This is a genomic window from Pararobbsia alpina (assembly GCF_902859895.1).
GTDB lineage: Bacteria > Pseudomonadota > Gammaproteobacteria > Burkholderiales > Burkholderiaceae > Pararobbsia > Pararobbsia alpina.
Map to the genome: position 1 here is coordinate 1 of NZ_CADIKM010000076.1, position 12,475 is coordinate 12,475.

The 12,475-nt window shown below is 60.6% G+C and carries 10 protein-coding genes and 2 pseudogenes; 7 read left to right on the forward strand and 5 right to left on the reverse strand.

Annotation, left to right across the window (positions count from 1 at the left end; all coding sequences use genetic code 11):
* Positions 1 to 614 (reverse strand): annotated as a pseudogene (locus HV670_RS28075) (response regulator transcription factor); the annotation flags it as partial.
* Positions 615 to 1,047: 433 nt separating this feature from the next.
* Entirely contained in the window at positions 1,048 to 1,521 is a 474-nt protein-coding gene (locus tag HV670_RS28080; RefSeq protein WP_175108233.1) for a PRC-barrel domain-containing protein, read from the reverse strand.
* 781 nt (positions 1,522 to 2,302) lie between these two features.
* On the opposite strand from HV670_RS28080, the gene imuA reads away from it, so the two are divergent.
* From imuA to HV670_RS28105, 5 genes are all read left to right on the forward strand, one after another.
* Positions 2,303 to 3,010, forward strand: coding sequence for a translesion DNA synthesis-associated protein ImuA (imuA, locus tag HV670_RS28085; protein ID WP_175108234.1), 708 nt, complete (start codon positions 2,303 to 2,305; stop codon positions 3,008 to 3,010).
* Complete coding sequence (locus HV670_RS28090) at positions 2,940 to 4,406, forward strand: Y-family DNA polymerase (protein WP_175108235.1); 1,467 nt, start codon at positions 2,940 to 2,942, stop codon at positions 4,404 to 4,406. Before imuA ends, HV670_RS28090 begins: the two co-directional genes overlap by 71 nt.
* A gap of 6 nt (positions 4,407 to 4,412) precedes the next feature.
* The gene (locus HV670_RS28095) at positions 4,413 to 7,562 is read left to right on the forward strand and encodes an error-prone DNA polymerase (RefSeq protein ID WP_175108236.1); all 3,150 of its coding nucleotides are present in this window, start codon (positions 4,413 to 4,415) and stop codon (positions 7,560 to 7,562) included.
* Between the two features lie 76 nt (positions 7,563 to 7,638).
* Positions 7,639 to 8,013, forward strand: coding sequence for a hypothetical protein (locus HV670_RS28100; protein WP_175108237.1), 375 nt, complete (start codon positions 7,639 to 7,641; stop codon positions 8,011 to 8,013).
* Positions 8,014 to 8,916, forward strand: a complete 903-nt coding sequence (locus tag HV670_RS28105; RefSeq protein ID WP_175108238.1) for a substrate-binding domain-containing protein — start codon at positions 8,014 to 8,016, stop codon at positions 8,914 to 8,916.
* 200 nt (positions 8,917 to 9,116) lie between these two features.
* Here HV670_RS28105 and HV670_RS28110 read toward each other — a convergent pair whose 3' ends face one another.
* Positions 9,117 to 9,437, reverse strand: coding sequence for a hypothetical protein (locus tag HV670_RS28110; RefSeq protein ID WP_175108239.1), 321 nt, complete (start codon positions 9,435 to 9,437; stop codon positions 9,117 to 9,119).
* 46 nt (positions 9,438 to 9,483) lie between these two features.
* Here HV670_RS28110 and HV670_RS28115 point away from each other — a divergent pair, with 46 nt between their 5' ends.
* Positions 9,484 to 11,223, forward strand: a complete 1,740-nt coding sequence (locus HV670_RS28115; RefSeq protein ID WP_175108240.1) for a methyl-accepting chemotaxis protein — start codon at positions 9,484 to 9,486, stop codon at positions 11,221 to 11,223.
* A gap of 142 nt (positions 11,224 to 11,365) precedes the next feature.
* Positions 11,366 to 11,812, forward strand: a complete 447-nt coding sequence (locus HV670_RS28120) for a hypothetical protein (protein ID WP_175108241.1) — start codon at positions 11,366 to 11,368, stop codon at positions 11,810 to 11,812.
* Positions 11,813 to 12,122: 310 nt separating this feature from the next.
* Here the strand turns inward: HV670_RS28120 and HV670_RS31530 are convergent.
* Positions 12,123 to 12,275, reverse strand: a pseudogene (locus HV670_RS31530) (porin); the annotation flags it as partial.
* 43 nt (positions 12,276 to 12,318) lie between these two features.
* Positions 12,319 to 12,475 (reverse strand): transposase domain-containing protein (locus HV670_RS28125; RefSeq protein WP_175108242.1); only part of this gene is annotated, 157 nt, incomplete at its 5' end.

Below are 12,475 nucleotides of genomic sequence, written 5' to 3' on the forward strand. Positions count from 1 at the left end.
TGCGGACAAGGTCGGGCATCGAGCGCGCCTCCATCTTGCGCATGACCTGTCCACGGTGAACCTTGACCGTGATTTCGCTCAGGTTCATCGCAGTGGCAATCTGCTTGTTCAGCAGGCCGGATAGCACAAAGGCCATCACTTCTTTCTCGCGCGGTGACAGAGATTCATACAAAGCGCGCAGACCGGCAAACTCTGTCTCTGCCGCGAGCCGCTTGCTGTCTCGCGTCAGTGCCTGAGCCACAGCGTCGAGCATGTCCTGGTCCTTGAACGGCTTGGCAAGAAAGTCTAGCGCGCCGGCCTTCATCGCCTTCACACCCATCTCGATGTCGCCATGACCGGTCATGAATACGACGGCTATTGACGATTTCCTGATGAAACGCCATGCCGCTTTTTCCGTGGAGTCGCACGTCGAGGATGAGACAGCTTGGCGCGGCAGGGTGAGGAAACCGCAGAAATTCCTCAGGGGATTCGAACACTTCGACGCGGAAGCCCACGGAGCGCATCAGCGCGCCGAGGGCTTGCCGGATTGCCGCGTCGTCATCGACCACGTAAATGACGGAACCGTCGGTTGTCCCGGTGTCAGCCGTCGTTCCTCGGGGCAGACCAGTAGTCATCGGTGCGTTCCTCGTGCAGCCGGAGCGCGGTCGCGTCGCGCTGTCGTTTAAATGGTCTACGCCCCGGAATGGCACAGGAAAATTCGAACCTGCGACTAGCCGTACAGCGTGCTGTTCGCCGCGTCAGTGTGCAAGGATAGGTTCAATCGTCCGCCGCCGTGGCGACTCTCCAGCGACCCCTCGCGCCCATCAACCCAGGTCAGACGGACGAATAATGCGGTCTAACCTCTCCGGCGGCAGCGAGCGCGGTGCCTGGCGCCTTTATGACTCCCAGCCGCTTCGAACAATGACTTCAGGCCGCCCGAACTTGTGCGCCAATCCCATCCGTTGCGCGCCCTGCCGGGGTACCTACGCCGCCGCGGCGATGCGCGGCGGCGTAGATGCCAGACCTGCGGCTAATGACGCGTCCGGGTCGGTCCAGGGTGCTGCTGTGCTAATGCTCGCTCGGCCGGAGGGCAGGGTCGCCTTCCGCTTCTCTGTTCGACGCAGACCAGTACGGCTGCCGGTTGTAGTAGCTATACGTCGACTCTCCCCAATTCGCATCAGCCATCGTTGGCCAGTGGTCCTTGTCGAAGCCGGGGTCGTCCTTCAGGCGTTGCGCCGTAATGTCGACGAAGAAGCACTTCTGGTCAGTATCGAGAGTCAGCGCGCTCCACGGAATGGCATGCAGATCAGCCCCCATCCCGAGGAAACCTCCCGCCGACAGCACAGCATACGCGATGCGTCCGTTGCGGACGTCCAGCATGATGTCTGAAATCTTGCCCACGTGTTCGCCGTCCGCTGACATGACCTTGTTCCCATCGAGCGTTGCTGCGGCCATGATGTCCGGCCCCGGTCCTTCGCCGATACCGCCACCGACGATATTGGCTCCCCCTTGGGTGCCGCCTTGCGGGTTGATTGAGCCCATGATTCACCTCCTAAAAAAGGGTGCTCCTATGCTCCGCACGCAGCATGCCCGAGCTGTCAACGGGTGGCACAAAGCTGCGTCGCTTCGGCAATTGAAGTCCGAGGGAACAGTTCGCCGCGGATAGGGGCGTTCTCAAGAGACCGGCTGCCGACAGAGTGTCCAGCCACGCCTACCTACCTCGCCTTGGAAAAAACTCGCTTTGAGAATCGCTCGAATCGGATGCGTTAAAGAGACGGAGTGCGGCGGGCTTGGTCGCGGGCCCGTCTGCGTTGCCCGACCGCCCGTCCACAGGCCTTCTGCACCGATACCGCAATGACGGGGTCGCCAGGCGAACCGCAGTTCGGCGCAACCAAACAAAGGGGGAGGGGTTCGGGGGCCGTTGCCTTGCCCAGGAGTTGCCGCCGTACAAAATGCGTCGTGGGAACTGGCATCCTTAACGTGGTACACGCTGCCAGCGCACGTCTCGTTAGGCCCATGGCGGTGGCAGCCCTCGCAGGCCCAAGCGACCGGATGGGACCGTACAGCTTGTACCGGTTCACTGTGACGTGTTCGACTGTCAATTCGGTCTTCGCCAGATTCGTCTGTAGCGCAAATCGTATGGGCGAATGGGGCGGCGCGGGGACGTGGGTCGCGCAGGAACGAATGGCGCGCAGAGGAACAGCACAAGTGCCTCAGGCGAATATCCAATCGTCGGCTCCTGCAGCGTGGGCAGAAAAAAGGGACTGTTCACCGTGGCGTTTTCCCATGTAGGATACTGTACATCTATACAGGTATTTTCGCCATGTCGGCTCTCCCCAAAAACGTCGAAGATATTCACCCCGCCTTATGGCGCGGGTCTCAGCTCGCACGGACGTTCGAAAAGACGGTCGATACGGGCTACGCGGCGCTGTCGGCCGAGCTCCCCGGCGGAGGCTGGCCGTTGGGAAGGCTTGTGGAGCTTTTGGTGCAGCAACCGGGGGTAGGCGAGATGCGTCTGCTCCGGCCGGCGCTCGCCGCTGTGGGCAAGCGTCCCCTTGCGCTGGTTCAGCCGCCGCACGTCCCCAATTCTCTGGCCTTCGCCTACTTGGGCGTGCCGGCTGACAAGCTCATGATGCTGCGACCCTCAAAAACGGCTGACGCGCTCTGGTCTGCCGAGCAAATCCTGAAGGCCGGCAGTTGCGGCGCACTCCTGTTTTGGCAGCAACACATCCGAGCCGAGTCCCTGCGCCGCCTCCACTTGGCCGCGCAGCAGGGCGAGACCTTGTTTTTGATGATTCGGCCCCTGGCGAGCGCCTCGGATTCGTCGCCGGCGACGCTGCGGCTCGCTGTGCGACCTGCCGGCGATGGCATCGTGGTCGACATCGTGAAACGCAAAGGTCCTATTCGTGCCGAGAAGCTCTCGGTGACCCTTCAACCCTCTCCGATCTTGCTGAGTCCCCATGGGCGTGTTCGTCGGTTTGCACCTGCCCCGGCTGTCGCTCGAGGTATTCCGTCCGCGCTGGTCGTCTAAGCCGGAATACGGATGCGTCGTACTCGACAGGGGCAAAGTCATCGTCGCGGACCCAACGGCTCGCGAGGCTGGCGTTCGCATGGGAATGAAGCGCGGTGGCGTCCTGACGCTATCGCCCGATGCGCTGCTCTATGAGCGCGATGTGTTGCGCGAAACCGATGTCCAACGCGAGCTCGCCTTTGCTTTGATGGGGTTCACGCCGATGGTCGCGTTGTCCGAAGACGCATCGGTCGTCATGGACGTTACGGGCAGCCTGCGCCTTTTCGGCGGCATCTTGCGGCTGTGCAAGTTGATTGGCAAAGTGGTCGATGCCATCGGGCTCTCGGCCTGCATCAGCACCGCGCCCACCGGGCAAGGTGCCTGGTTGCTCGCGACAAACAAACGGCGCCGCGTTCTCAAGTTGAGCTCACTCGAACGCGTGCTCGGCGCGCTGCCTTTTTACGCGGCACCGGAAGTTCGGAAATATTCCGAATGGTTTGCCGGGTTGGGATGTACGACGCTGAACGACATCCGGCGCCTTCCGCGCCCCGGTCTGAAGAAGAGGTGCGGGGTGGACCTACTGGATTCGTTGGACCGCGCCTATGGGCTCGCCCCCGAGCTGTATGAATGGCTCGTCGTCCCGCCGACCTTCTCCGCCCGGCTGGAGCTTCCCGACCGCATTGAGCACGCCGAGGCTGTACTCTTCTCTGCACGCCGGCTCATTGCGCAGATGTGCGGCTGGCTGAGTGCACAGCAGTTCGCAGTGACTCACGCGGCACTTGTGCTCGAGCATGAGCGTGGTCGCCAAGCGATTGAGCCGACGACCCTCGACATCGCGCTCGCCGAACCTACGTGGCGAGAGGACCATCTCGTTCGCTTGCTCAAAGAGCGACTAGGGCGCACTGAGTTGAGTGCAGCCGTGATTGCCGTGCGGCTCAATGCGGTGAAAGTCGAAGCAGCGGAGCCGCCGAATGAGACGTTGTTCCCGGAGCCAGGCGGCACGCCCGAGGACCATAATCGTTTGCTCGAGTTGCTGGTCGCCCGATTGGGCCCAGAGAACGTCCTGCGCGCGGCGCCGACGTCGGACCATCGCCCGGAACACGCGAATCGATGGCTGTCGATAACCGATAGGCGTCGCGTCGACCCAGCGCCGTCCAACCTTCCGCGACCGACCTGGTTGCTGGAGACGCCGCTCAAGCTGCTGATTCGCAACAACCGACCTTTTTATGGTTCGCCGCTGAAGTTGGTCTCGACGGGCGAGCGCATTGAAGCCGGTTGGTTCGATGGCGCCTTGGCGAGTCGCGACTACTTTGTCGCTCAAGCCGATGACCAGAGCTGCTACTGGATTTATCGCGAACGTCCGCGAAGCGAAGTCGTCGACGAGACGCGCTGGTTCCTTCATGGGCTGTTCGGATGACAGGCCGTGGATACCCCGTTCTCGCCCCTTCCCGATTACGCGGAGCTATTCGCGTTTTCAAACTTCACTTTTCTCCAAGGCGCTTCCCGTGGTGAGGAGTTGGTCGCCCGCGCGGCACAACTCGGATACGCCGGCATTGCCATCACCGACGAGTGCTCGGTCGCCGGCGTCGTGCGAGCGCATGTTCAGGCCAAGCAAGACAAGTTGCCGCTCGTGATTGGCGCCTATTTCCATCTCGTCCATGCGGACAAGAAGCCGGCATTCGGCTTGATTCTTCTTGCCCAAAATCGCGAAGGCTACGGCAACCTCTGCGAACTCATCACGCTCGGACGCATGCGTGCGGATAAAGGACAGTACGTTCTGACACCGCGTGACCTGTCCAACCCGGAGGTCTCGCACGCACACCTTCGCGGCATGCCCGACTGCCTTGCAATTCTGGTGCCGGACTTCCCTGCGAATGAGGAAGGATTGGATGTGCAGGTCGAGTGGCTCGACACCACCTTCCCAGGCCGTGCGTGGGTCGGACTGACGCTGAACCGGCGCGCCCTGGATGACATTCACCGAGGCATCGTCGAGCAGGTCGCCGCACGAAACTCCGTGCCCGTCGTGGCAACGGGGAATGTCTTGATGCACGTTCGCTCGCGCAAACCGCTGCAGGACACCATGACGGCGATTCGCGTAGGTAAGCCGGTTACCGAATGCGGTTATGACCTGACGCCGAATGCCGAGCAGCATTTGCGCTCAAGACTGCGTCTCGCGAACCTGTACCCTGAGCACACGCTTGAAGAGACGGTAAAGGTCTTGCGGCGCTGTATCTTTTCGCTTGACGAGTTGCGCTACGAGTACCCGGACGAACTCGTGCCAGCGGGCTTTACGCATGAGGCCTATCTCCGGCAAGAGACCTATATCGGCGCACACCGGCGATTTCCGATGGGCATTCCGCACGCGGTGCAGGAGCAGATTGAGCACGAGCTCGAGCTTATCGGCGAGCTGAAGTACGAGGCCTACTTCCTGACGGTGTATGACATCGTTCGATTTGCTCGCAGCCAACATATCCTTTGTCAGGGACGGGGTTCGGCGGCAAACTCGGCCGTCTGCTATTGCCTCGGCGTGACAGAGGTCGACCCAGCGCGCGGCAGCATGCTGTTCGAGCGGTTCATCAGCAAGGAACGCGGGGAGCCGCCGGACATCGACGTCGACTTCGAACATCAGCGCCGCGAAGAGGTCATTCAATACATCTACAAGAAATACGGCCGGGACCGAGCTGCGATTGCAGCCGCAATCTCCACGTACCGGCCGAGAGGCGCGTTGCGTGAGACGGGCAAAGCATTAGGTGTCGACCCCCAGATTGTGGACAAGGTCGCGAAGGCCCATCACTGGTTTGATGACAGCAAGGACCTGCTCAAGCGTTTCGCCGAGTCCGGCCTGGACCCGGAGACACCGCTGATTCAATCGTGGGCCTCGCTCGCAGCGCAGTTGCTGAGTTTCCCACGCCACTTATCTCAGCACTCGGGTGGTTTTGTCATCAGCCGCGGGAAGCTCACGCGCCTCGTCCCCGTCGAGAATGCAGCGATGCCTGAGCGCAGCGTGATTCAGTGGGACAAGGACGACCTCGAATCGCTTGGCTTGCTGAAAATAGATGTGCTCGCGCTGGGCATGCTGTCAGCAATCCGTCGGGCACTCGATATCGTGTACGAGCAGCGTGGTGAACTCTTCGAGTTGCAAGACATCCCGTCCGAGGACGCTGCGACCTACGAGATGATTTCGCAGGCGGACACGGTGGGGGTGTTTCAGATTGAGTCGCGCGCGCAGATGTCGATGCTGCCGCGGCTGAAGCCACGGACGTTTTACGACCTGGTGATTGAAGTGGCAATTGTCCGGCCCGGTCCGATTCAAGGAGGCGCGGTGCATCCGTATCTGCGGCGACGCCAGGGCTTCGAGCCCGTCACCTATCCAAGCGAGGCACTGAAGATTGCTCTTGAGCGCACGCTCGGCGTGCCTATCTTTCAGGAGCAGGTAATGCAGGTCGCGATGCTTGCCGCTGGATTCACACCCGGCGAGGCTGACCAGCTCCGCCGCGCGATGGCCGCATGGAAACGCAAAGGAGGACTGGAACACTACTACGACCGCATCGTGAATGGCATGACGGAGCGCGGATACGAGAAGTCGTTTGCGGATTGCATCTTCGAACAAATCAAAGGTTTCGGAGAATATGGCTTCCCCGAGAGTCATGCAGCTAGCTTCGCGCTGCTCGTATACGCGAGCTCCTGGCTGAAGTGTCACGAACCGGAGGCGTTTCTGGCCGCGATGCTCAACAGTCAACCCATGGGTTTTTACTCGCCGTCGCAGTTGGTGCAGGACGCAAAGCGGCATGGCGTGGTCGTCTTGCCAACTGACGTGACAATCAGCGGATGGGACTCGATTCTAGAGCAGGCTGTCGATGGTGGCCGCCCGGTTGTCCGACTCGGCCTGTCATTGCTCAGGGGCATGCGCGACGGCTCGGCCGAGCGCATCGAAACCGCACGTGCGGTGCGGCAGTTCAAAACCGTGGCCGACCTGGCGCAGCGCGCACAACTAGACCGACATGACTTGCAGGTGCTAGCCGCGGCCAACGCACTGTCCTCGCTTGCAGGCAACCGGCGAGGGGCGCTCTGGCAATCCGTTGCCGCAGTGCCGGACAAGGACATGCTCGCGACAGCGAAGGTCGATGACGAAACGCCAGCACTTGGAGCACCGTCCGAAGCACAAGACATCATCTCTGACTACAACTCGACCGGGCTGACCTTGGGTCGTCATCCTTTGGAATTGCTGCGGCCACAGCTGCTTGCAAAGCGCTTGATGCCGGCATCGACGCTACGTACCTATCGAGATGGGAAGCTCGCGCGAGGCTGCGGCTTGGTCACCGTGCGTCAGCGGCCCGGGACCGCGAAAGGGGTAGTTTTCGTGACCCTCGAAGATGAGACAGGGAACGTCAATGTCATCATTTGGCCCTCCCTTTTGGAAAAACAACGGCGTGAAGCGCTGGGCGCTTCGCTACTCGCAGTGTATGGCACATGGCAGTGTGAGGGAGAGGTGCGTCACCTGGTCGCACAGCGGCTAGTGGACATGTCGCATCTGCTGGGTGGACTGGCGACTGTGAGCAAAAACTTTTGCTAGCAACGGTCTGCTGCGCCCCCAAAGTTGGCGTGATGATTTAACCTTGCGAACGCGCGGTTTTCCTTGGAGTCGAGACATGCGAGTACAAGTCACCACAATGCGTCTCAATGGCCAACCTCTATCCGCCAGGAACTCCGACCAGCAAACGGCGATATCGGGCGAGCTGACCATCGAGGCTGAACTCGTCGGTGAGTTGGCGACACAAGTGACCGTGGCACGATTGAGACCGGGCGGAACGACCAAGTCCGACGAATTGCTTGCGCCGTTGGTAGACGCAAAGCTCACCGAGCTATCGGACGATTCTTTCGCGCTGACGGGAGTTGAGGTGCGCGGGGCGGCGAGATTCGCACAGGCCTGGTACTGCAAGGTTCATGTGTGGAAGCCGGCGCTTTCGGCCGGGCCAAGCCCGCTCGCGCTTCAACCTGCCGCGGGTAACCCGCAGACGCTCTAGATGAAATACAAGTCGCCTTCAGACGAATTCTCCTTGTTCTCAGCCGCCTCGCTCGACGGCCGCGCGTTGCCTTCTCCTGATGTTTCTGAAGCTGCGAGCGCTACCCGTCGTCACGACTCTCGCCTGGATTTTCTCGCCAGTCAAAACTTTCCGTTTCTGGCTTTCGGGCGCAGCGAGTCAGGTGGCGAACACGCGTGGATTGACCGCGACATCGCGGCGTTTGCAGAGGAGGCGGTCGACCGCCTTGCTGGATTCGGACACGAGCGCATTGCGGTCATCATGCCGGGGCAAGATGCAATGCAGGCGCACATTTATCTCAAGAGCTTCCGACAGGCGCTGAAGCGGCATGGCATTGCTTTCGATTCGTCGCTCGTGAAGTACGGTGAGTTCAGTGAGCGTGGCGGATATCATGCGACCGAAGCCCTGCTTGCGCTCAAGAGCGGACCGACAGCCTATCTGTTTCAAAGTGACAGCATGGCCATTGGCGCTTATCGCCGGTTTCACGAAGCGGGACTAGTGCCAGGCGAGGACGTAGCCGTCACCTCTGGCCTGCTAACTGGCGAAATGTCCGCCTATCCGTCGCCAGCGCTCACCGGTTTTACCATCACGCCACGCGAACTTGGCGTCCGGATGGCTGAGGCCGCGCTTGCGCAGATCCCGGGTAACTCGACATACTTCGGCGCGGCGCCCACACAGGTGATTTGGCTTTGGAGCGGCCAAGCGATGCGAATTCGAATGTCGCGTCAGCGCGATAACCTGCGCCATGCATCAATCGCGACCACCTCGATTTTGATACCGAGCGAGCGGCCCACGCTAAACATGCTCCGTGCGGACTCAAGCACCGGTCTCGTGCGCAGGGTAACGCGTCGATTGGTCGCGCTTTTCGTGTTGCCACGCCCATAGTTCGTTCGATCCCCGCTGCGGGTCGAAACAACGGGATCCGGATCCGTCGACATTTGCGGCAGTCTCGTCCTGTGCCGATGGCAGGTCGTCTGTATTCCAACCGCCGCCGAGGGCGCGGACCATGCCGACGTCGGCAAGCAGGCGGCGTGTGCGCAGATCGAGCGCGGATCGCTGGGCCTCGAGCAAGGCAGTCTCGGCCGTCACGACGTCGAGATAGCTGTCCGCGCCCTCCCGGTAGAGATTGAGTAGAGATTGTTGGCGATGTCGAGCGTGTGCTGGGAGGCAGTCACCGCGGCGTCCTCGTGGGCCACTTCCAGGTCCAGCCAATGCAGCAGAGCGGCGTTGTCCTCGACGTCCTGGAACGCGGCGAGCACGGTTGAGCGGTACTCGGCGCTCACAGCCCGATCCAGGAGGTGAATTAATGTCGCCAAATAACCTTCGGGCTTAAAATTCGGCCCGCTTTCGCGGCCGTTGAGCGCCCGCCCAAAAATACCTAAGGAAAAACCCTCAACTATCGACAATTTGGTCCGATAAACATAGCATATCTCTAATTACCTCAGGATCCGCATGACCCTCTCCAGACGCCTGCTCCTCACCCTGTCCATCGCCCTGGTGGCGCTCCTCTTGGTTGGAAGTCTCGGCCTATGGCGGCTCAATCAGGCGCAACAGCGCTTCAAGTATGTCCAGGTCAATATCATTCCCAGCATCAAGGATCTTGAAGACGCTAAATCGGATATTGGCGGCTATGTCCGGCTGAACTACCAGTACGTGCTGAGTACCGATGACGCTGGCAGGGCCGCCATCGAACAAGCGATCAATGCCCTCGACAAAAGGGTGGACCAACATATCGCCACGTACCAGCGGGACGACATCTCGGACGACACCGACCGCCAGATGCTCGAAGCCGACAAGGCCCATCTCGCCGCCTACCGGGCAGCACGGCAAAGCCTCGCGGTGAAAGCTCGCGGCGGCGATCTGGCGGGCGCCGAGGCGATGCTGATGGACAGCGGCACTGTGCGCAAGGCGTTCGCAGCATTGGCGACAGGGCTGGATGATCAGATCGTCTACGACCAGAAGCTTGGCACTGATCTGGGCGATGCGAACAACGCCGCTTACGCGCAGGCCTTCTGGTTGCTGGTGAGCTGTATGGTCGTGGCGCTGGCAGTGAGCGGCGGCTTAGGACTCCAGCTGTACCGGCTGATCACCGCAGGCTTGAACAACATTCAAAGCGTAATGCAGCAAGTGAGTCACTCGCTGGACCTCACGCGCACGGCGAAGGTCGAGCGTATGGATGAGATCGGCCACACCGCCGCTGCGTTCAATGCGTTGCTAGCGCGTGTAGCGGAGGTTATCGGTCAAGTCAGGCACTCGGTCGGTTCGGTCAGCGTTGCCTCCCGGCAGATCGCTACCGGCAACACCGATCTATCGCAGCGCACCGAGGAGCAGGCTGCATCACTGGAAGAGACCGCCTCGAGCATGGAAGAGCTGACGGCCACGGTGCGTCAAAATGCGGACAACGCGAGGCAGGCCACAACGCTGGCAAATACCGCATCGGAGGTCGCGCAGCGGGGCGGGGAAGTGGTCGGGCGTGTGGTGGAGACGATGCACGGGATTTCCGACAGTTCCACCAGGGTGGGCGAGATTATCACCGTGATCGAGGGTATCGCGTTCCAGACCAACATCCTCGCGCTGAACGCAGCGGTCGAGGCCGCGCGAGCCGGCGAACAAGGACGCGGCTTCGCAGTCGTGGCGGGCGAAGTGCGCACGCTCGCTCAACGCAGCGCGACGGCGGCCAAGGAAATCAAGGACCTGATCGGCGAATCGGTGAATCGGGTGGACGCCGGCTCCAAGCTCGTTGCGGAAGCGGGCAGCACGATCGATGAAGTCGTTCAGTCCGTGAGGCGGGTGGCCGAGATTGTGGGCGAAATCTCCTCAGCCTCGGAAGAACAGCGCACCGGCATCGAGCAGGTCAATCAGGCCGTCGTCCAGATGGACCAGGTGACCCAGCAGAATGCGGCGCTGGTCGAAGAAGCGTCGGCCGCTGCGCAGTCGATGGCCGACCAGGCTCAGGTACTGCGTGAGGCCGTCGCGGTCTTCAAGGTCGACGAGACGGTCGGCAACCCGGGCTCGGCGCGAGCGGCGGTCACGGCACCCCGTAGCGTCATGCCGCGACGCACACCGGAGAGGACGCCCATCCAGGCAGTCGCAGCGCGCTCCGCGCTAGCGCAGTCATTGCAATCTCAATCGCACGCCGCCGTGAGCGAAACGCCTCCTGTTGCAGTCGAAGCTGACTGGAAGACGTTCTAACACTGATGCGAACGACCATGAACGTCCCGTCAAATTGTCCAGGTAACGAACTTTAAAATCTGGCGGCCCGATCCTGAGATTTTTCGTGCAATTATCGAAACGTATCGGACCTTAACAAAATAGATCGGAATCGGAGGGGGGCATGGAGGGAAGAGACTTTTACCTCGAGGTGGCCTACGCTCTTTCGGGGTGTCAGTTGGTAGAGCAAGAGCTGAAGTTGTACATCACCGATGCCTTTGCGTTGGCAGCGAAGCGTATCGGCGATCGAATGACATTCCAGTTTCGCGGCGAAGACTATGAGAATTCGTCGCTTGAGGGACTAATAAACGTCTTTCGAAAACGCTCTTCTAACGATCAGCTAGTCCGAGAGCTGGATGCCTTCAAGAAAAAGCGAAATTTTCTCAGTCATCAAGGGATCATGTACTGCCTGGACTACGAGGGCGAGTTGGCAGAAAGCGTCGCGAAGCAAATCCGCCCTCGTCTCGAGGCGATTCAAAGGCAGTCCACGGTTTTGCGCGACGCTTCGCACGAAGAAGCGAACAACTTTCGAGGGTACTTGCACTTCGAAGATTTAGGTCCAAATCATTAGAAAAACGCAAAGGAGCAAAGTCATATGGTCAAACCACCAAGCCGCTTCTTGGGGACAGAGATTCAGTTGCCCAACGGCAGCGGTATCAGCAAGATTATGGAAATCCTGGCAACAGGCGGAAATCAGCCATAAAGGGGCATTCGCGCCACGTAACCGAATGTCCGATTCTCTTCGAATTGCGGACGATAAGCGACACTCACAGATCGGCATTCGAGGCGTATGAGCTGCGGCAGCTCTGCGGTGGCCGAGATCGTCTCTGGGAAGTTAAAAACTGCCCATCGTAGCGGCACCGATGAGCGGCGATCCCACTTTAGAACCGATGCACGACTCCCACTGCCACGCCCCGTGCATCCGCCCCTGGGTACGCGAGCGGCAACCCCGGGTTAGCCGAACCTGCCAACGTGTAGCTGGCTTGATTGTGGTTTTGAAGGAACGACAGGGTGGCATAGAGGTCGGTACGCCGTATGCGGCCGGCGAACCCATCTTGAAGTCGATGGGCAATCGAATCAGTTCGATGCCGATGGTCGCCACTGATGCGGCAGCAGCTCTTCAATACGACTGGCCGCATGCGTGGGCAAGCGCATGAGCACGTCCTTCAAATAGGCGTAGGGATCGTGGCCATTGAGCTTCGCGGACTGCACCAGGCTCATGATCGCGGCCGCG